Source organism: Rhodanobacter sp. UC4452_H20 (assembly GCF_052978205.1).
Window position 1 is genome coordinate 3,573,837 of sequence record NZ_CM129662.1, and the last position, 20,779, is coordinate 3,594,615.

A 20,779-nucleotide genomic window follows, 5' to 3' on the forward strand; every position below is an offset into this window, starting at 1 on the left:
TGGCCCGCGCACGAACCACGAGGGGACGCATGTGATCCAAACGGTCTGGCCCTACCTGGCGGTGATGTTGCTGGCCGCCGGGGTGTTTCCGGCGATCGAGCGCCGCTACGGCTGGAAGGTCTTCTCGGTGTTGCCGCCGATCGTGCTGACCTATCTGCTGGTGACCGCGTTGGCCGTGTCGGGGCTGTGGCAGGTCAACGACGAGATCCATGCGGCGCAGACGATGCTGGTCTCGCACCTGGTGCCGGCGCTGTTGTTCCTGCTGATGATCAACTGCGACCTGCGCGCGATCTGGCGGCTGGGGCCGCGCGTGCTGGCCGTGTTCGCCTGCACCTCGGTGAGCCTGTTCGTGGCCTTCATCGGCGCGTTCCTGATCTACCGGCACTGGCTGCCGGGCGACCAGTGGCAACCGCTGGCCGCGCTGTCCGGCAGCTGGGTCGGCGGCACCGCCAACATGATCGCGGTGAAGCAGGCGATCGACATGTCCGACCAGTTGTTGGCGATGTCGCTGCTGACCGACGCGCTGTGCTACTCGATGTGGGTGGTGGTGCTGTTTTCGGTGGCGCGGCTGGCGCCGGCGTTCAACCGCTGGACGCGGGCCAAGTCCAGCGGCGACATCCCGCTGGCGGAAACGAAACCCACCGGCCCGACCACGCCCGACAGCGTGCTGCTGTGGCTGGGCATGGCCTTGCTGGCGGCCGCGCTGGCTGGCTGGGTGGCGACGAAACTGCCGACCTCCAGCATGTTGAGCGCGACCACCTGGACGATCCTGCTGGCCACCGGCGCAGGGCTGGTGGTGGCGCATACGCCGCTGGCGCGTTATCCGGGCGCCAGCACGATCTCCGGCGCCCTGCTGATCAGCGTGGTGGCGGTGCTGGCCTCGCAGAGCAACTTCCACGGCATCGCCGCGGCACCGCTGTACCTGCTGTGCGGCGTTACCGTCATCGCGATCCACGCGCTGCTGCTGATCGGCTTCGCCAAGCTGTTCCGTTTCGACCTCTACCTGTGCGGCATCTCCTCGCTGGCGCATATTGGCGGCGTGGCCGCCACGCCGATCCTGGCGGCCAGCTATTCGGCCGCGCTGGTGCCGGTGGGTATCCTGCTGGCCTTGCTCGGCTACATCCTCGGCACCGGTTTCGGCCTGGTGGTGGCGTCGATCCTGAAGCAGCTGGCCCTTCCGTGATGCGTTCTTGCGACAGGACACGATGATGCGATTTCCCTTGCTTGCCACTCTCCTGCTTGCGCCCCTGCTCGCCGCGGCGGCGCCGCAGGCCCGCGGCGCCGACGACGCGCTGGTCGTGCCGCCCTCCGGCGTGCTCGGCGTGGGCGAGGCGCAGCTGACGCCGCAGTTCTGGGTGGAGCGGCTGGCGCAGCCCGATGCGCCGGTGATGGATCGCGCGGCGATCGCGGCGCAGAACGCCAGGCTGCTGAAGATCGACCCGTCGATGCACGATCTGCGCGCGTTGCCTTCGACGCTGGACCGCGCCCGCGTCGAAGGCTGGATCAAGGATCTGTCGCAGCGGCCGGATCGACCGCTGTTCGACGTCGAGGGCAAATCGGTGAGCGCGGCCACGCTCGACGCGGTGGTCGCCAACCTCGCACTGGATGCGATTCCCGCGCAGCAGAAGACGCGCTACGGCCTGGTGGTGCGCCGCGCTGCGCTGCGCACGTTCCCCACCACGCTGCGCGTGTTCAATGAAAAGGGCGACACCGACATCGACCGCTTCCAGGAGACCGCCGAATTTCCCGGCACGCCGGTGGCGATCGTGCATGCGAGCGCCGACGGCCAGTGGCTGTTCGTGGTCAGCCCGCGCTATGCGGCGTGGACGGAAAAGGACAACGTGGCCGAAGGCAGCGCGGCCGAGGTGTTCGGCTACGTTGACAGGACGCCGTACCGGGTGATCACCGGCGCGGTCGAACGCACCGTGTTCACCCGCGAGGTGCCGGCCGTCTCGCAGCTGCCGCTGGACATGGGCACGCGCCTGCCGCTGGCGACCGATCTGCCGCCGGACCAGCCGGTGAACGGGCAGACGCCGTATGCCGCGCACGTGCTCGACCTGCCGCTGCGCAAGGCCGACGGCACGCTGGGCTTCACCCCGGCGCTGCTGCAGAAGAACACCGACACGGCTGCCGACTACCTGCCGCTGACCCGCGCCAACATCATCCGCCAGGCGTTCAAGTTCCTCGGCGAACGCTACGGCTGGGGCCACGCGTACGATGGCCGCGACTGCTCGGGCTTCGTCTCCGACGTGTACCGCAGCATGGGCGTGCAGATGCCGCGCAACACCAGCAGGCAGGCGATCAGCCCGGCATTGGAGCACCGCGCGTTCACCGCCAAGGACAGCCGCGAGACGCGCCTCAAGGCCGCGCAGGCGCTGGAGGTCGGCGACCTGGTCTACGTCCCCGGCCACGTGATGATGGTGATCGGCCAGTACCAGGGCCAGCCCTGGGTGATCCACGACGTGGGCGGCATGAGTTACCGCAAGGCCGACGGCAGCCGCGTGCGCATCAAGCTCAACGCGGTGTCGGTGACCCCGCTGCTGCCGCTGCTCTACAACGACAAGCAGACCTATGTCGACCGCATGACCAGCATCGTGCGCATCCGCCGCTGAGCCCGCCGGCACCAAAAAGAAAACAGGACACGGATTCCATGAAGGCCTTCCCATGAAAATCACCGACATCCAGTTCGGCATGCTGCGGGTACCGCTGAAGACCCCGTTCAAGACCGCGCTGCGCACCGTCAACACGGTGGACGACATCGTGGTGATGATGCATACCGACACCGGCGAGGTCGGCTACGGCGAGGCGCCCGCCACCGCGGTGATCACCGGCGACACCCATGGCTCGATCATCGACGCGATCCGCCACTACATCTCCCCGCGGCTGATCGGCCAGGAGATTGCCAACCTCAACCAGATCACCCAGCTGATCCAGTCCTCGATGGAGAAGAACACCAGCGCCAAGGCGGCGGTGGAGATCGCGGTGTACGACCTGTGGGGCCAGCTCTACGGCGCGCCGCTGTACAAGCTGCTCGGCGGCGGCGATCCGGTGATCACCACCGACATCACCATCAGCGTCGACTACATCGACAAGATGGTGGCCGATTCGGTCTCCGCGGTGGAGCGCGGTTTCGAGTCGCTGAAGATCAAGGTCGGCAAGGACATCGGCGTCGACATCGAGCGGGTCAAGGCGATCTACGCCGCGGTGGAAGGGCGCGCCCTGCTGCGCCTGGATGCCAACCAGGGCTGGACGGCCAAACAGGCGGTGTATGCGCTGCAGACGCTGGAGGAGGCCGGTATCAAGCTCGAGCTGATCGAGCAGCCGGTCAAGGCCAACGACCTGGCCGGCATGCGCTACGTCACCGAGCGCGTGCACACGCCGGTGATGGCCGACGAGAGCGTGTTCGGCCCGATGGAGGTGATCGAGCTGATTCGCCTGCGCGCGGCCGACATCATCAACATCAAGCTGATGAAGACCGGCGGCATCTCCAATGCGATCCGCATCGCCGACATCGCCGGCATGCACGGCATCGAGTGCATGATCGGCTGCATGCTGGAAACCTCGATCAGCGTGGCGGCCGCGGTGCACGTGGCGGTGGCCAAGTCCAACGCGATCACCAAGATCGACCTGGACGGCCCCTCGCTGTGCCAGTTCAACCCGGTCGACGGTGGGGTAATCTTCAACGAATCGGAGATCTCGGTAACGGACGCGCCCGGCCTGGGCATTCGGGAGATACGCGGCCTGGAGAGGATCGAGGACTGATGTCGCCGCTGGTCAAAATCCGTTCGGAACGCGACCAGATGTCCGCGGTGGAGCGGCGCATCGCCGATTTCGTGCTGGAGAACGCGCACCTGCTGCGCGACTACTCTTCGCAGCAATTGGCCAATGCGCTGGGCATCAGCCAGTCCAGCGTGGTCAAGTTCACCCAGAAGCTCGGCTTCAAAGGCTACCCCGACCTCAAGTATTCCGTGGGCGAGGCGATCGCCCGTGCCGACAACGGCGACACCTTGCACGTCCAGCCGGCCGCGGACGGCACTGGCGCCGGTGCGTTCGCCGGCAACCTGTGGCGGCGCAAGTCCGAGGCGGAGGAGGCCACCCGGCTGATCAATCCGCCGGAAATGCTCGACGCGGTGGCCGATGCCATCGGCCAGGCCGGCCGCGCCGGCAAGGTGTTCATCATCGGCCTGGGCGAGGACGACATCTATGCGCGCAATTTCGCGTTGCGGCTGTCGCTGCTGGGCATCCTCACCGTGCACAACTTCGACACCGCGCGGATGACCGCCAACGTCTCCGCCGCCGGCGCCGGCGACGTGCTCATCATGTTCTCCGAACACGGCAACCACCCGGCGCTGTGCAAGATCGCCCGCTATTTCCGCGAACGCCGCGGCCAGCTGATCACGGTGACGCGGCACACCGCCAATCCGCTGCGCACGCTGGCCGACATCGCGCTGGTGGTGTCCGCCCATGACGAGCTGCCCTACATCCAGCCGCTGCTGTACCAGTCCGCCCTGCAGCACCTGCTCGACGGCGTATTCGTGCAGCTGTGCGAAAGCCACGACGATCGCCGTGCCCTGCTGCTGGGCAACCTCGACCGGATCCAGCAGATGCTGGAGCCATGAGGGCCGGGAACAGGGAATCGGGAATAGGGAATCGCAGGAGCCCGCTCGCGGGCGATGCTTTCGTAGGGCGGGCACTGCCCGCCGGCTTTTCGATACGTCGTCCGTGTGGCTTCACGAAGGCGGCGGGCGGTGCCCGCCCTACGAGGTCAAGCATCTTCACCATGCGGAACGAAAGCTGATGACTGTTCACTGCCGCCCCCTTGCCTTGCTGACCTTCGCCGTCGTGCTTGCCGGCGTCGCGCACGCGGACGCCGCAGATGTGCCGTGGCGGAACGCCGGCCAGATGATCCTGGTCACCACCGCCGACTGGAACGTCGACCACGGCACCCTGCGCACCTTCGTGCGCGAAGGCGACGGCTGGCGCGAGGTGCGTACCTCCACGCCGGTGACCATCGGCAAGAACGGTTCCGGTTGGGGGCTGGGCCTGAATGCGCCGCAGACCGCTGCAGGCGGTCCGGTCAAACGCGAAGGCGACAACCGCAGCCCGGCCGGGGTGTTCCGTATCGGCGACTCGTTCGGTTATGCGGCCAGCGTCGATACCGCGATGCCGTACCTCGCGCTCAACGCCACCGAGTACTGCGTCGATGTCAGCGGCGCGAAGCACTACAACCGCATCGTCGACGCGAACGTGGTCGGCCTGGACGCGGTGAAGGGTTCCACCGAGCCGATGCGGCGCGACCTGCACGCGAACGGCGACCAGCGCTACCGCATGGGCTTCGTGATCGAGCAGAACCCGCGCAACGTGCCACAGGCGGGCAGCTGCATCTTCGCCCACCTGTGGAAGTCGCCCACCGACGCCACCGCCGGCTGCACCGCGATGACGCCGGCGGTGATGCAGTCGCTGCTGGCCTGGCTCAAGCCGCAGGACCATCCGGTGTTCGTGCTGCTGCCGCAGGCCGAGTACGAGCGCCTGCGCAACACCTGGCAGTTGCCCGTCCTCCACGCGGACGGCGCGCGATGAGCGCCACCGCGCGCGTGCTCACCGGCCTGGCCGCCGGCGCGGTGATCGGCCTGCTGCTGGCCGGCTGGAATCAATCCGTGGCGCTGCAGGTGGCCAACGCGGTGCACCCGGTCGGCAAGCTGTGGTTGAACGCGCTGCAGATGACGGTGGTGCCGCTGGTGCTGGCGCTGGTGGTGGTGGGCGTCAACACTGCCACCGACGCGGCGGCGTCCGGCCGCATCGCGCGCCGCGCGATCGTGGTGTTCATCGTCATCCTCACCGGCGGCGCGCTGTTCTCCGCGCTGGCGGCGCCGCTGGTGTTTTCCTTGTTTCCGCACAACCCCGAGCTGGTCGCCGCGCTCGACCACGCCAGCGCGCCGGCGGTGTCGGTGGCGCCGGTGCAGTGGGTCGACACGCTGGTGGCGATCGTGCCCAGCAACGCGATCATGGCCGCGGCGCAGAGCGCGATGCTGCCGCTGGTGGTGTTCGCGCTGTTCCTCGGTTTCGCGCTGACCCGCATCGCACCGGCGCGGCGCGCGATGCTGGTGGAGTTTTTCCAGGCGATTGCCGACGCGATGATCGTGATCGTGCGCTGGGTACTGTGGGTGGCTCCGCTGGGCGTGTTCGCGCTGATCCTCTCGGTGTGCGCGCGCTCCGGACTGGGCATGCTCAGTGCGCTGGGCGTGTACGTGTTGACCGAGTGCCTGCTGTATCTCGCCGTCACCGCGATGATGCTGCCGGTGGCGCTGGTGTTCGGCGGCGAGCGGCTGCGCCGCTTCGTGCCCGCGCTGGTGCCGGCGCAGGCGGTGGCGATCAGCACGCAGTCCTCGCTGGCCTCGCTGCCGGCGATGCTGGAAAGCGCGGACCGCCGCCTCGGCTATCCCAAGCAGGTCGCCGCGCTGGTGCTGCCGATGGCGGTGAGCCTGTTCCGGCTGACCAGCCCGGTGCAGTACATGACGTCGGCGGCGTTCATCGCGTGGGCCTATGGCGTGGATCTGTCCACTGCACAGCTGCTGGCCGGTGCGCTGCTGGCGGTCGTGGTCAGCCTCGGTTCGGTGGGATTGCCGGGCCAGGTCACCTTCGTCGCCACCAACCTGCCGGTGGCGCAGGCGATGGGCCTGCCGCTGTCCCCGCTGGGCCTGATGCTGGCGGTGGATACGGTGCCCGACGCCCTCGCCACGCTAGGCAACGTCACCGCCGACCTAACCGCCACCAGCGTGGTGGCGAAACAAACCAGGGAGTAGGGAATGGGGAATAGCGAATAGCCAAGAGCCAAGAGCCAAGAGCCAAGAGCCAAGAGCCAAGAGCCAAGAGCCAAGAGCAGTGCTCTCTGCTTTTGCGATTCCCCATTCCCGATTCCCTATTCCCTTCTCAACGAAAGAACTGATGATGGAACGGATCGAAACCGATGTGATCGTGATTGGCGCCGGCATGGCCGGCGCGTCGGTCGCGTATTTCCTCGCACCGCATGTGCGGGTGCTGGTGCTGGAGCGCGAGGCGCATGCCGGGGTGCACTCGACCGGACGCTCGGCCGCGCTGTTCAGCGAAACCTACGGCTCGCCGCAGGTGCGCGCGCTAACCCGTGCCGCGCGTCCGTTCCTGGCGGCGCCACCGGCGGGATTCTCGGCCGAGCCGATCCTGAGTCCACGTGGCGCCACCATCATCGCCGGTGCGGAACGCCGCGACGACGTGCGCGCGTTGTACGAGGCCATCGTGCCGTTCAGCCGCGACATCGAGCTGCACGACGCGGCCCGCGTGCAGGCCGCGGTGCCGGTGCTGCGGCCGGAGTTCGCGCAGATCGGCCTGCACGAGCCGGGCGCGGCCGACATCGACGTCAACGAATTGCACCTTGGCTTTCTGCGCGGTTTGCGCGCGCATGGCGGCGAGTTGCGCGTGGACGTCGCCATCGACGCGATCGAGCGCGAGGCGGGCGGCTGGCGGGTGCACAGCGGGGCGCAGTCGTTCCGCGCGCCGCTGCTGCTCAACGCGGCCGGCGCCTGGGTCGACCACGTGGCGGCGCTGGCCGGCGTGGCGCCGCTGGGCATCGTGCCGAAGCGCCGCTCCGCCTTCGTGTTCGAGCCGCCCGAAGGCATGGCCACGGCACGCTGGCCGTTCGTCACCGACTTCAGTGAGAGGTTCTATTTCAAGCCCGACGCCGGCCTCCTGCTGGGCTCGTGCGCGAATGCCGACCCGGTCGAACCGCACGACGTGCAGCCGGAGGAATACGACATCGCGCTGGGCATCCACCGTATCGAGGAAGCCACCACGATGACGATCCGCCGGCCCCGGCGCACGTGGGCCGGCCTGCGCTCGTTCGTCGCCGACGGCGACCTGATCGGCGGCTTCGATCCCGATGCGCCGCGTTTCTTCTGGGTCGCCGCGCAGGGCGGCTACGGCATCCAGACCAGCGCGGCGATGGGCGAAACCTGCGCCAACCTGGCGCTGGGCCGACCGCTGCCGCAGCGCCTGGTCGATGCCGGGCTGTCGATGGAGATGTTGAGCCCGGCACGCCTGCGCCGCTGAAGCTCCTTGGCCGTCATTCCAGCGAAAGCTGGAATCCGGCGCCTCGTCAGCCAGCCGCCGCGACGCTTCGCGGCCGCTTCACCACGCGCAGTTTGCCGCTGTGGCCGCCGCCGCAATAGAACACGGCCTGGCCGTCTTCGGCGGCGAGCCCCGAGATGCCGGCGCCGGGCGGCATGTCGAGTTGCTCCAGCACTTCGCCGGTCGTCGGATCGATGTGCCGCAAGGCGCTCTCGTCGTTTTCCCATGTGCCGTGCCAGCACTCGCCGTCGACCCAGGTGACGCCGGTGACGAAGCGGTCGGATTCGATGGTGCGCAGGATCGCGCCGGTCGCCGGATCGATCTGCTGGATCTTGCGCCCGCGATACTGGCCCACCCACAGCGTGCCCTCGGCCCACGCCAGGCCCGAGCTGCTGTCGCCCGGCGCGGGAATGGTGGCCAGCACCTCGCCCGTTTGCGGATCGATCTTGTGGATGCGGTCCTCGGCGATCTGGAACAGGTGGCGGCCGTCGAACGCGGTGCCGGCGTGCGCGGCGATGTCGATGCTGCGCAACACGCGGGCGCTGGCCGGGTCCCACACGTTCAACCGTGCGCCGGAGGCGAACCACACGTGTTCGCCATCGCAGGTGACGCCATGCACGCCATCGGTGCCGGGGTAGGGGCCGTGTTCGGCGACGATGTCGGCTTTGCTTCGTTTCATGTCCGGACTCCTTGGGGATGGAAGACGCGGGCCATGCTATTCAAACGACAGCGGCGCCGGGAGTAACAAGGTCGTCGCGAATCCCGGCGCCAGCGGCGTCATCCAGCGGCGCGCGCGACCGTGCCCGGCGCACTGCACGCTGCCGGCTGCCGCCAGCGTTTCGAGTGCCCGCTGCACGCTGCGCTGGCTGCGCCCCAGCGCGAGCGCCAGCGCCGAGCTGGACCACGATTCGCCGTCGCCGAGCAGGGCCAGCACCGCCGCGTGCGCGGACTCGACCGGCCACGCCAGCACGCCGACCTGGTCCGCGCGATGCGCCAGCAAGGCGTAACCGTGCGGGGTGGCATGCACCTCGGCCAACCCGCTCAGCGCGCGGCGCAGGCGCCCGAGTTCCACCCGCAAGCGTGCGCGATACGACTCGTCGGCGTGCCTGGCGCGGAACGCGCGGGCGACCAGCGCGTCGCGCGGCACGTCATGCGGCCACGCCTCGGCCAGTTGCCGCATCAGCGCGAACAACACCGGACGACTGGCCAGCGGAACCGTCTTGCCACGGTGCCGCACGGCATGGCGGCAGGCATCGACGACGAAGGTCTCCGACGCCAGCAGGGCTTCGACATCGCGCAGCGGCAACAGGCGTTCCTCGCCGCCGGCCAGCCAGCGTGCGGCGGGCGCGTGCAGGGTGCGCGTGGCGGCGTCCACCTCCGCCATCAGCGCGGGGATGCCTGCGCGTTGCGCGGCGCGGGCGGCGCGAGCGAGCGCATCACGTGCCGCCGTCGCGCGCAGGCGGCGCATCGCGACGCCCGCCGCGACCAGTTCGTGCACCGCCAGCAGTGCGGGCGGAAGCGGCGTGCCGGCCGCCGCGGCCAGCGCCTGTTCGGTTTCGTCGAGACGCCCGAGCAGGAGCAGGCGGCGGATGCCGAGGTAGCGCGCGTGCGCCGCGTTGACGTGGTCGCCGTGCGCGTCGAGCGTGGCGCGCGCTGCGTCGAGGGTGGCGGTGGCACCGGCCAGCTCGCGCGAGGCCAGCGCGATCTCGGCCTCGGCCACCACGCAGCGTGCGCGCGCCGTCGCCTCGCGCGGGCCGAATGCGCGTGCCGCGCGCCGCAGCAGCAGCGTCGCGCGCGTGAAGTCGCCGAGCTGGGCCATCGCCAGGCCGCGCAACGCCAGCGCCGGCGCATCCTCGCGCAGGGCGACCCGCGTCATCGCACCGAGCGGGTCGCCCGCCGCCAGCGCCTGCGCCGCGGCGGTGATCAGCGCATCCATCGCGGCGGCCTCGTCGCGGCGGGTTCGGGCAGTCGCGCCACGTGTTCACTCCGGCCTTCGTGGTTCGGCTGCCTAATCTAGCGCAGGCCACCCACCGGACGGCGCCGCGGAGGTCAGTACCCGGCGGCGAGCCCCGCGGGACGACGCGGGTCGTTGGCGCCTTCCAGCAAACCGGTCTTCGGATTGATCAGGATCGCCTCGACCGCGCCGCCGCTGAACTGCTTGAACGTGTAGCCCATCGCTTCCAGGGTTTTCTGCGACTCGGGCGTGAGCAGCCCCTGGCCGGCGTAGACCACGTCCGGATACCACTGCTGGTGCAGGCGTGGCGCGTTGACGGCCTGCTGCATGTTCATGCCGAAGTCGACCACGTTGATGATGCTGGCCAGCGTGGACGAGATGATGGTGGCGCTGCCGGGGCTGCCGGTGAGCATGAACGGCTTGCCGTCGCGCAGCACGATCGTCGGCGTCATCGAGCTCAGCGGACGCTTGCCCGGTTCGACCTGGTTGATCACGCCCTGCACCAGGCCGGCGCCGTTGGCCACGCCGGGCTTGGAGGTGAAATCGTCCATCTCGTCGTTGAGGAAGAAACCGGTGTTGCCGGCGATCTGCTTGTTGCCGAACAGGAAGTTGACGGTGTAGGTGACGGCGACGGCGTTGCCGTCCTTGTCGACCACCGAGTAATGCGTGGTGTGGTTGCCTTCGGGGGCGCCGAGGCTGCCCTTGACCTCGGAGGACGGCGTGGCCCGGTCCGGCTGGATGGTGGCGCGAAGCCTGGCCGCGTGTTCGGCCGAGAGCAGCTCGTCGATCGGGTTGTGCACGAAGGCCGGGTCGCCGAGGTAGGTGTTGCGGTCGGCAAAGGCGCGGCGTTCGGCCTCGACGATGTAGTGCACGCTGTTGACCGAGCCGTAACCCCACCTGGCCAGCGGGTAGGGTTCGATGATCTGCAGGATCAGGCACAGCGTGGTGCCGCCCGAACTCGGCGGGGGCGCCGAGACGACGGCGTAGCCGCGGTACTTGCACTGGATCGGTTTTTCCCACTGCGCGGTGTAATTGGCGAAATCGCGCATCGACAGGATGCCGCCGTTGGCGTCGCTGGCCTTGACCACGGCCTCGGCGATCGGGCCCTTGTAGAACGCGTCGATGCCCTTGTCGGCGATCATTTCCAGGGTGTTGGCCAGATCCTTCTGCACCAGTCGTTCGCCCACCTTGAAGGGCTTGCCGTGGTTGAGGAAGATCGCCGCCACGTTGGCGTGCCTGGCGAAATCCCCGGTGTGCGGTTCGAGGCTGTCGACGTCGCCCTGCTTGAGGATGTAGCCCTCGCGCGCCAGCTTGATGGCCGGCGCGATGACCTGCTTGAGCGACATCGTGCCGTAGGCCTTCAGCGCGGTGTCGAAACCCATCACCGTGCCCGGCACGCCCACGCCGAGATAGCTGTCGGTGCTGCGCCCCTCGACCACGTTGCCGTCGGCGTCCTGGAACATGGTCGGCGTGGCTTTCAGCGGCGCTTTCTCGCGGAAGTTGAGGAACAGGTTGCGACCATCCTTGAGGTGGATGGTCATGAACCCGCCACCGCCGATGTTGCCGCAGCACGGGTGCACCACGGCTTCGGCAAAACCCACCGCCACGGCGGCGTCCACCGCATTGCCGCCGCGCTTGAGGATGTCCACGCCCACCAGCGTGGCCAGGTGCTGCGCGCTGACCACCATGGCGTGTTTGGCGGTGACCGGTTTGGCCTTCTCCAGCGCCATGCGGGTGATGACCGGCTCGCGGCCGGTCGAATCGGGATTGACGTCCTGCGCCCACGCCAGCGCGCTGCACGCGGTCAGCGCCAGCGCCAGCGCGGCTTGCCGCCAGCGCGCGGCGCGCGCGCGGTGCGCCTGGCGGACATCGGCGCGCGCGGTGTTGCGATCGGACATGGGTTCACCCTCCACGATTGTCGGATCGAGCATAGTCGCCGGCGTGCGCCAGCCACCAATGAAAAGACGATCAGCTGGCATAACCGGCGGTTGTGGCGCGGCGCTCAGCCACCCCAGAAGCCGGACAAGGGCGGCAGCAGCGAGCCGCCGTGCAGTTGCACGCCGTCCGGATGGTCGTGCTGCAGCCAGAACGGCCCGTCCAGGTCGACGAAGGCCGCCTCGCGCGCCAGTTCCAGCGCCGGCGCGATGCCCAGCGACGAGCACACCATGCAGCCGACCATCACCTTGAAACCTTCGCGGCGCGCGGCGCGCAGCAGGTGCCATGCCTCGGTCAGGCCGCCGGTCTTGTCGAGCTTGATGTTGATCGCCTGGTAGCGCCCGCGCATGCGCGGCAGGTCGCGCGTCTCGTGGCAGGCCTCGTCCGCGCAGATCGGGATGCTGCCGGAAAAACCCAGCAGCGCGTCGTCGGCGTCGGCCGGCAGCGGCTGTTCCAGCAGGTCGACGCCGGCGCGCGCCAGCGGCTGCTGCATGTCGCGCAGCAACTCGATGGTCCAGCTCTCGTTGGGGTCGACGATGAGCCGGTCATGCGGCGCGGCGCGGCGCACGGCGTCGATTCGTGCGGCCGGGTCGTCGGCGTCGACCTTGATCTTGATCAGCCCGGTGCCGGCGATGCGCGCGGCGGCCGCGCCCATGCGTTCGGGCGTGTCGATGCCGATGGTCAGCGCGGTCACCAGCGCGGCGCGTTGCGGCCGCGCCAGGCGCAGCCAGACCGGCACGCCGCTCAGTTGCGATTCGAGGTCCCACAGCGCCGCGTCCAGGGCGTTGCGCGCGGCGCCGGCCGGCAACCGTGCCTGCAGTTCGTCGCGGCCCATGCCGGCGACCAGTTGCGGGCGCAGTTGCTCCATCTGCTCGATCACCGACGCGGCGGATTCCCCGTAGCGCGCGTAGGGCACCGCTTCGCCGCGCCCGCACTTGTCGCCCTGGCGCATGGCGACGGTGACCACGTCGGCGTTGTGCTTGACCCCGCGCGAGATGCGGAACGGCGCGGCGAGCGGGAAACGGCGCTCCTCGATGATCAGTTGGCGCAGCATGCGAGCAGGTTGTCCACGATCGCTTCGACGCCCATCGTCACCGGGTCCTGGCAAGGCAGTTCGAGCAATCCGCTGATGCGGCGGCAGGCGGTCGCGGCGTCGGCGGCGGAGAGGTTGGAGGTGTTCACCGCCACGCCCACCGCCTTCACCGCCGGGTTGGTCAGCTGCGCGGCAACCAGGTTGGCCTGCAGGCAGCGCTTGAGTTCCGGCAGCGGGTAGTCGGGCAGGCCGCGCATGTGCTGCCGGGTGGGCTCGTGGCACAGCACCAGCGCGTCGGCTTGCGATCCATGCAGCAGGCCCAGCGACACGCCGGCGTAGGAGGGATGGAACAGCGAGCCCTGGCCTTCGATCAGGTCCCAGCCGCCGTCGAGGCGTGCCGGCGAAATCTTCTCGGCGGCGCCGGAGATGAAGTCGGCGACCACCGCGTCGATCGGGATGCCGGAGCCGGCAACCAGGATGCCGGTCTGTCCGGTGGCGCGGAAGTCGGCGGCGAGTCCGCGTCGGCGCATGGAGCGCTCGATCGCCAGCGTGGTGTACATCTTGCCGACCGAGCAATCCGTGCCCACGGTGAGCAGGCGCCGGCCGGCGCGCGGGCGGCCGTTGCCGACCGGCAGGCCCGGCATCGGATCGCGCGCATCGAACAGTTCGCGGCCGTGGCGTCGCGCCGCGGCGACGATGTCAGGGTTGTCGCGCAGCTTCTGGTGCAGCCCTGCGGCCACGTGCAGGCCGGCCTCCAGCGCGGCGATGGCATCGGCCACGATGTGCGAGGACATCACGCCGCCGGCATTGGCCGCGCCGATCACCATGGTGTTGGCGCCGGCCTTGCGCGCTTCGCCGACGCTCATCTCCGGCAGGCCCAGCGTCGGCTTGCAGTCGCCGCGCCGCAGCTGGCCCACGCACCAGTCCGGGCGCCAGTAGGCCAGGCCCCGGGCGGTCTTGATCGCCAGGTCGTCGGCGGCGCTGCCGAGGTACAGCAGGTAGGGCGGGCCCCAGTGACCGGGCTCGGCGGCGTTGCTTGGATCGGACATGGTGCGCGTACTCCCGCGGGCATCCGGTAGCCCGTCACGACACGGCGTCGAGCATAGTGATCGGCCACGGCGCGGCACCAATGAAAAGACCGACACCTGGCATAACTGCGGGTTGTGGAAACCGGTCGACGGGAGTTGCCCGGCGGCACCGGCTGTGCTGCACTTCGAAGGCAGCGCCGCCGCGGCCACAGGGTGAACTCTCGACATGCGTCTTCGCTACATCGAACTGTTCCATGCCGTGATGACCACCAACAGCCTCACCGGCGCGGCGAATCTGTTGAACATTTCGCAGCCGGCGGCGAGCAAGGCGCTGCAGCAGGCGGAGCACCAGCTCGGGTTCACCCTGTTCCATCGCGTGCGCGGGCGGCTGCATCCCACCGAGCAGGCGCTGCTGCTGCGTCCGCGCGTGGAGAAAATCATCCGCGACCTGCACGACCTGCAACGGCTCACCGCGAATTTCGCGCGGCCGGAGAGCGAACCGCTGCGGGTGACCTGCACGCCCACCCTGGCGCAGTCGCTGGTGCCGGACGCGACCACCTTGCTGCGCAAGGCCTGGCCCGCCGCGACCGCGGAGCTGTCCACGCGGCACTCGGCCGAGATGTGCGAGTCGCTGACCCTGCGCGAAACCGACATCGGCCTCACCCTGCAGGACGCCAGCCACCCCGAGTTGCGCCAGGAGCCGCTGTGCCAGGGCCGCGTGATGGTGATCGCGCCGCCGGGCCGCTGGTCGCCCGCGGAACTGGCGCAGCCGCTGCCGGTGACGGCGCTGGCCGGCGAGCCGATGATCGGCATCGCCGTGCAGGATGCGCTGGGCAGCCTGCTGCAAAGCCACCTGATGCATGTCGACCCGCCGCCGCAGATCTCGGTGTGGGTGCAGACCTATCAACTCGCCTGCGCACTGGTGGCACAAGGCGCCGGGCTGGCGCTGGTCGACCCCTTCACCGCCTCCCAGGGCGACGGCGACGTGGTGCAGACGCGGCCGTTGGCGCTGGAGCTGGACGTGGTGCTGTACGCGGTGTACCGGCTGGACAGCCAGCTGAATCCCTTGCAGGAACACTTCATCGAACTGGTGCGCCAGCTGGCGCGGCAGACGCTTGCGCCGGGCTGATCGCGCCCACGCTCACGGGCATCTACAACTTTCGGTTATGCCAGGTGCCGGTCTTTTCATTGGTGGCTGGCGGCGGCTTGTGACTATGCTCGACCAGACGTTGCGGAGCGTGCCTTCGGGCCCGGCCTGAATACGCTTGTTCTCGGGGACATCGCCAACGCCTTGCCGGTGCGGAGACGCCCGGATACATCGCTTGACTGAAGTGGACCAAGCAATCGCCGGGGGCAGGGCGGTTCCGGTGCAATCCTAACGTTGGGGGTCTCTGATGAACGAGCGTTTCGGTCGAATCATTCCCAAGCTGTTGTCCGTATCGGTGGCGCTGGTGCTGGCGGGCACCGCTGCCGCGCAGGAAACCGCGTCGGCACCCGCCGCGCCGGCGGATGCGGCATCATCGAGCCAGCAAAAGCAGAAGAAGGATGCCGTCAACCTGTCGCAGGTGATCGTGACCGGCACGCGCACCAGCGACCGCACGCAATCCAGTTCGCTGGTGCCGGTGGACGTGATCCCCGCGCAGGTGCTGAACGACTCCGGCGCGGTGAGCCTGGGCAATGCGCTCGACCTCGCCGTACCCTCGCTGAATTTCCCGCTGGCCTCGATGTCCGACACGTTCGCCTTCGTGCGGCCGTTCCAGATGCGCGGCCTCAACAGCGACCAGGTGCTGATCCTGGTCGACGGCAAGCGCTGGCACTCGAGCGCGCTGATGCTCACCCTGGGCCAGGTCGGCCAGGGCTCGCAGGGCGTCAACATCAACACCATCCCGGTCGGCGCCATCGACCACATCGAGGTGCTGCGCGACGGCGCTTCGGCGCAGTACGGCTCCGACGCGCTGGCCGGCGTCATCAACATCATCCTGAAAAAGGGCGGCGAGGGCGGCGAGGTGCAGGGCGACTACGGCAAGTACTCGGCCGGTGACGGTGCGAGTTCGCGGCTGCAGAGCAGCCTCGGCTTCGCGCTGGGCGACAAGGGCTGGATGCGGCTTTCCGCGCAGGTCGGCAAGCAGGACCCGACCAACCGCGCCGGGCTGGACAACCGCCCCGGCTTCACCGAGCTGGGCCGCAAGTACCACGTCGGCATCCCCAATTCCAACAACTACAACACCTTCCTCAACTGGCAGTACGACTTCACGCCGAAGGTGCATCTGTACGGCTACGGCCACTATGGCCGGCTGATGGCCGAGCCGATGGCGTTCTACCGCTACGGCACCAACGCGCCGGAGCCGAAGAACGACCTGATGCAGTACCTGTTCCCGGACGGCGACGGCTTCAACCCGGTCGAGCATGGCGTGTCGCGCGACAAGTCCTTCGTGATGGGCGTGCGCGGCGAGACGGAGTCGGGCTGGGACTGGGACACCGCGGCCACCTGGGGCGCCAACCGCGTGTCCTACGGCACCTTCAACACGGTGAACTTCGCCTTCTGGAACGACTTCGGCTACACCCCGACCGACATCCACGACGGCACCCTGACCGCCTCGCAGGCCACCCTCGATTTCTCGATGGGCAAGTCGCTCAACGACTACTGGCACCTGGGCTTCGGCGCGCAGTACCTGCACCAGGGCTACAAGATCGTGGCCGGCGACCTCGCCTCGTACTACGTGGGCACCTCGGGCGTCACCGGCGGCGCGCAAGGTTTTGCCGGCTGGGGCCCGGAGGACGCCAGCAACAGCACGCGGCATTCGGTGGCCGAGTACGCGCAACTGGAAGGCAACATCACCGACCGGCTGAGTACCTCGATCGCGGCGCGCCACGAGGACTACTCCGACTTCGGCACCAACCTCTCCTACGCGTTGTCCGGCCGCTACGACTTCGACCACGGCTTTGCCTTGCGCGGCACCTATTCCACCGGCTTCCGCGCGCCGGGCCTGGGCCAGCAGCACGCCTCGGTGACCACCTCGGTGTCCTACCCCGCCGGCAACTCGCTGGGCTTGCCCGAGGGCATCTACCTGCGCGGCCTGGTGCCGCCGGACAACAAGACCGCGCAGCTGCTGGGCAGCGAGCCGCTGAAGCCGGAGACCACCCGCAGCATCACCGTCGGCGCAGTGTGGGCACCCACGCGCGCCTTCACCACCACGGTGGACCTGTACGACATCCGGCTGAAAAACCGCATCCTGATGTCAAGCTCGATGTCGCTGGTGACCCAGTCGGTCAAGGACTACCTGGCCGCCAACGGCGTGGTCAACTCCGAGTACGTGGCGCTCGCCTACTTCACCAACGCGGCCGAGATGCGCATCAAGGGCATCGGCGTGGTCACCAACTACATCAAGGAGCTTGCCGACGGCGGCTCGTTCCAGACCACGGTCAACTGGTCGTACCACAAGAACAAGGTGACCAAGGTGCTGCCCAACCCCGCGGTGCTCGACGCGCTGGGCAATGTCGGTTTCCAGCGCATCACGCGCAGCCAGGCCAAGGGCCTGCTGGCCGACCAGATGCCGCGCTCCAAGTTCATCTGGACCAACACCTGGAAGACCGGCCACTGGGGCTTCACCGGCACCGCGGTGCGTTACGGCGGGGTCACCGAGTACAGCTCGACCAGCTACATCTACGACGATGTCTACCCGTCCCGGTGGATCTTCAATCTCGCTGCCAACTACTACCACGATCGCTGGACCTTCACCCTTGGCTCGGACAACGTGTTCGACACCTATCCGCAGAAGGCACCGGACGGCAGCAACTTCCACGGCATCTTCCCGTATCCGAGCAGCTCGCCGTTCGGTGCCCAGGGTGCCTACGTGTACGGCAAGGTCGCCTATCGCTGGTGATGCCCGTGCGCCGGGCGGCAGCTTGCCGCCCGGCGTCGACCTCGTCGCACTGCGACGGCCGTGGCCGCGGCGTCGCGCGCATCGCGGCGATGCCTGATCCCGCCACCTCCGGAATCGCTCTTGAACCAGTCGCCGATCTCAATCACCCCCGCCCGGCCGGCGACCGTGGAAACTGCCGCCACCGCCCAGCCGCACATGCTGCGCGCGGTCGGGCGCTGGCAACTGGTCGGGCTGTCGGTCAACGACGTGATCGGCAGCGGCATCTACCTGCTGCCGGCAGCGGCTGCCGCGCTGCTGGGGCCGGCCAGCCTGTGGGCCGTGCTGCTGGCGGGCATCGCGGTGAGCCTGCTGGTGCTGTGCTATGCGCAGGCCGCCAGCTACTTCGACCAGGCCGGCGGCAGCTATCTCTATGCGCGCGAGGCGTTCGGACGCTTCGCCGGTTTCGAGGTGGGCTGGATGTTGCTGCTGACCCGCATCGCCAGCGCGGCGGCACTCAGCAACGGCCTGGCCGATGCGGTCACGCATTTCTGGCCGGCGGCGGGCGACGGCAAAATGCGCGTGCTGATCGTGGTCGGCTCGCTGGCTGCGCTGACCGGGATCAACGTGATCGGCGTGCGCGCCGCGGCGCGTACCGGAGTCACCCTGGCGATCGCCAAGTTCCTGCCGCTGGCGATGTTCGTGCTGATCGGCGCGTTCTTCGTCGACCTGGGCCAGGCCTCGCCGCTGGCGGTGGACTCGATCCCGATGGACGACCTGGCCAAGGGCGCCCTGTTGTTGCTGTTCGCCTATGCCGGGTTCGAGAACATGCCCGCGGCAGCCGCCGAATATCGCAACCCGCAGCGCGACGTGCCGTTCGCGATGCTGACCATGATCGCGATCGTCACCGCGACCTACGTGGCGGTGCAGTGGGTGGCGCTGGGTACGCTGCCGGGGCTGGCCGCGTCCAGCACGCCGCTGGCCGATGCCTCGGCGCGCTTCGGCGGCATGTGGCTGGCGCTGGTGCTGACCGTCGGCGCGGCCGTTTCCATTCTCGGTACCAACAGCAACACGATCATGTTCGGCCCGCGCTACCTGCTCGCGCTCGCCGACGACGGCGTGGGTCCGGCCGCGCTCACGCGCATCCATCCGCGCTTCCGCACGCCGGCGGTGGCCATCGTCACGGTGGGCGTGCTGTCGGTGATCCTGGCGCTGTCCGGTTCGTTCGTGCAGCTGGCGCTGCTCTCCGTGGTGGCGCGGCTGTTCGGCTATCTCGCCACGGCGGTCGCGGTGCTGGTGCTGCGCAGGCGCCACGGCCAGCGCGAGGGCGCCATGCGGCTGCCCGGCGGGCCGCTGATCCCGCTCGCCGCGACGGCGTTGTCGCTGGGCCTGCTGGCCAGCGCCGGCGTTGCCAACCTGGTCGCCGCCGCCATCGCGCTGCTGATCGGCGCGCTGATCTACCGCTTCTGGCGGCGGCCACGGCGCGAGGCGGGCTGATGGGTCGCCGCGCCATCGCGATGGCACTCGGCTTGCTGGCCTGCCTGCCGGCATTCGGTCAGCAGCGCGACCTGCGTGACTACGGCGTCGCCATCGGCGTGCTGCCGCCCGGCGCCCTGAACGCCATCACCGACGTGCCCGGCGTCGAAGTGGGCCAGAAGACGCTGATCCGTGGCGACGACGTGCGCACCGGCGTCACCGCGATCCTGCCGCACGCGGGCAACCTCTTCCAGCACAAGGTGCCGGCGGCGGTGTACGTGGGCAACGGTTTCGGCAAGCTCGCCGGCAGCACCCAGATCGACGAACTCGGCAACCTCGAAACGCCGATCGTGCTGACCAACACGCTGAGCGTGCCGGTGGCCGCTGCGGCGCTGATCGAGCACGCGCTCGCCAACCCCGAAAATCGCGAGGTGCTGTCGGTCAATCCGGTGGTGGGGGAAACCAACGACGGCTATCTCAACGACATCCGCGGTCGCCACGTCGCCGTGCGCGACGTGCTGCAGGCGATCGCATCGGCAAGCGGCGGCAAGGTCGCGCAGGGCAACGTCGGCGCCGGCACCGGCACCGTCGCGTTCGGCTTCAAGGGCGGCATCGGCACCTCCTCGCGCAAGCTGCCTGACCGTCTGGGCGGCTATGCCGTCGGCGTGCTGGTGCAGACCAACTTCGGCGGCACCCTGACCGTGGCCGGCGTCCCGGTCGGCAAGCTGCTGCACAAGTATTACCTCAGCGACGCATTGAACGACTCGCCCGACGGCTCGTGCATGATCGTGGTGGCCACCGACGCCCCGCTGGATGCGCGCAACCTGAAACGGCTGGCGAAACGCGCGATCCTCGGCCTCGCCCGCAGCGGCGGCATCGCCTCCAACGGCAGCGGCGACTACGTGATCGCCTTCTCCACCTACGCGGCGAACCGCGTGCCGTACGCCGCCGAACAGTCCGTGCGCCAGGTTGCCGTGCTGCGCAACGACGCCATGTCGCCGCTGTTCATGGCCGCCATCGAGGCGACCGAAGAAGCCATCATCAACTCCCTGTTCCACGCCGGCGACATGCGCGGCTGGCAAGGCCACCAGGTGCAGGCACTGCCCGTAGATGGGGTGCTGCGCCTGCTGCGGGAGCACGGCTATCCGCTCTCGCACCCCGCTCCGGCGCCGACCGACGCGCATCCGCGCTGACCGGCCGCGGTTGTCCCGCTATCATGGGCGTCTCTGGGTATGTCCGCGGCGGCAGAGCACACCATGCTCCTGATGATCGAAAATTAGCATCGGCATCCAGGCTAGTCCGCAGCTATCCATCGATAGCGAAAAAAACCCTTAAAAACAGGCTTGAAGTTTCCATCCTTGTCCGAGGATGTTTATGGCAAGCCAGGAAAATT

16 protein-coding genes are annotated in these 20,779 nt (G+C 68.8%); 11 read left to right on the top strand and 5 right to left on the bottom strand.

All coding sequences use genetic code 11. The features are described 5' to 3' along the window. Positions 1-31: 31 nt before the first annotated feature. The 7 genes from ACVCMC_RS16415 to ACVCMC_RS16445 all read left to right on the top strand — a co-directional run bounded on the left by ACVCMC_RS16415 (position 32) and on the right by ACVCMC_RS16445 (position 8,082). Positions 32-1,183 carry a DUF819 family protein gene (locus ACVCMC_RS16415; protein ID WP_395120165.1) on the top strand — a complete coding sequence of 384 codons (1,152 nt, stop codon included), beginning with the start codon at positions 32-34 and terminating at the stop codon, positions 1,181-1,183. A 25-nt stretch (positions 1,184-1,208) separates the two neighbouring features. After that, positions 1,209-2,612 (top strand): C40 family peptidase, encoded by a 1,404-nt coding sequence (locus ACVCMC_RS16420; RefSeq protein WP_447099524.1) that lies wholly within the window; start codon positions 1,209-1,211, stop codon positions 2,610-2,612. 52 nt (positions 2,613-2,664) lie between these two features. Then, positions 2,665-3,762 (top strand): dipeptide epimerase, encoded by a 1,098-nt coding sequence (locus tag ACVCMC_RS16425; RefSeq protein WP_447098074.1) that lies wholly within the window; start codon positions 2,665-2,667, stop codon positions 3,760-3,762. Next, positions 3,762-4,619, top strand: a complete 858-nt coding sequence (locus ACVCMC_RS16430; RefSeq protein WP_447098075.1) for a MurR/RpiR family transcriptional regulator — start codon at positions 3,762-3,764, stop codon at positions 4,617-4,619. The genes ACVCMC_RS16425 and ACVCMC_RS16430 overlap by 1 nt, the downstream gene beginning before the upstream one ends. A gap of 178 nt (positions 4,620-4,797) precedes the next feature. Further along, positions 4,798-5,580 (top strand): L,D-transpeptidase family protein, encoded by a 783-nt coding sequence (locus ACVCMC_RS16435; RefSeq protein WP_447098076.1) that lies wholly within the window; start codon positions 4,798-4,800, stop codon positions 5,578-5,580. Continuing rightward, entirely contained in the window at positions 5,577-6,803 is a 1,227-nt protein-coding gene (locus ACVCMC_RS16440) for a dicarboxylate/amino acid:cation symporter (protein WP_447098077.1), read from the top strand. The genes ACVCMC_RS16435 and ACVCMC_RS16440 overlap by 4 nt, the downstream gene beginning before the upstream one ends. Positions 6,804-6,945: 142 nt before the next feature. After that, positions 6,946-8,082 (top strand): NAD(P)/FAD-dependent oxidoreductase, encoded by a 1,137-nt coding sequence (locus tag ACVCMC_RS16445; RefSeq protein WP_447098078.1) that lies wholly within the window; start codon positions 6,946-6,948, stop codon positions 8,080-8,082. A 46-nt stretch (positions 8,083-8,128) separates the two neighbouring features. Here ACVCMC_RS16445 and ACVCMC_RS16450 read toward each other — a convergent pair whose 3' ends face one another. From ACVCMC_RS16450 to dgcN, 5 genes are all read right to left on the bottom strand, one after another. Further along, a complete protein-coding gene (locus ACVCMC_RS16450; RefSeq protein ID WP_447098079.1) occupies positions 8,129-8,779 on the bottom strand; it encodes a Vgb family protein in 651 nt (216 codons plus the stop codon). A 36-nt stretch (positions 8,780-8,815) separates the two neighbouring features. Continuing rightward, a complete protein-coding gene (locus ACVCMC_RS16455) occupies positions 8,816-10,036 on the bottom strand; it encodes a helix-turn-helix domain-containing protein (RefSeq protein ID WP_447098080.1) in 1,221 nt (406 codons plus the stop codon). Between the two features lie 113 nt (positions 10,037-10,149). Then, positions 10,150-11,952 carry a gamma-glutamyltransferase gene (ggt, locus tag ACVCMC_RS16460; RefSeq protein WP_447098081.1) on the bottom strand — a complete coding sequence of 601 codons (1,803 nt, stop codon included), beginning with the start codon at positions 11,950-11,952 and terminating at the stop codon, positions 10,150-10,152. A gap of 104 nt (positions 11,953-12,056) precedes the next feature. Next, entirely contained in the window at positions 12,057-13,043 is a 987-nt protein-coding gene (dgcA, locus tag ACVCMC_RS16465; protein ID WP_395120156.1) for an N-acetyl-D-Glu racemase DgcA, read from the bottom strand. Beyond that, positions 13,028-14,071, bottom strand: a complete 1,044-nt coding sequence (gene dgcN / locus ACVCMC_RS16470) for an N-acetyltransferase DgcN (RefSeq protein ID WP_395120155.1) — start codon at positions 14,069-14,071, stop codon at positions 13,028-13,030. Before dgcN ends, dgcA begins: the two co-directional genes overlap by 16 nt. 205 nt (positions 14,072-14,276) lie before the next feature. On the opposite strand from dgcN, the gene ACVCMC_RS16475 reads away from it, so the two are divergent. The 4 genes from ACVCMC_RS16475 (at position 14,277) to ACVCMC_RS16490 (ending at position 20,579) form a co-directional block, all read left to right on the top strand. Then, positions 14,277-15,179: a LysR family transcriptional regulator gene (locus tag ACVCMC_RS16475; protein ID WP_395120154.1), complete on the top strand. Its 903-nt coding sequence runs from the start codon at positions 14,277-14,279 to the stop codon at positions 15,177-15,179. A gap of 265 nt (positions 15,180-15,444) precedes the next feature. Continuing rightward, a complete protein-coding gene (locus ACVCMC_RS16480) occupies positions 15,445-17,934 on the top strand; it encodes a TonB-dependent receptor plug domain-containing protein (RefSeq protein ID WP_395120153.1) in 2,490 nt (829 codons plus the stop codon). Between the two features lie 195 nt (positions 17,935-18,129). Beyond that, positions 18,130-19,407: an APC family permease gene (locus ACVCMC_RS16485; protein ID WP_447099525.1), complete on the top strand. Its 1,278-nt coding sequence runs from the start codon at positions 18,130-18,132 to the stop codon at positions 19,405-19,407. Beyond that, positions 19,407-20,579 carry a DmpA family aminopeptidase gene (locus tag ACVCMC_RS16490; protein ID WP_447098082.1) on the top strand — a complete coding sequence of 391 codons (1,173 nt, stop codon included), beginning with the start codon at positions 19,407-19,409 and terminating at the stop codon, positions 20,577-20,579. The genes ACVCMC_RS16485 and ACVCMC_RS16490 overlap by 1 nt, the downstream gene beginning before the upstream one ends. The last annotated feature ends 200 nt before the right edge of the window (positions 20,580-20,779 follow it).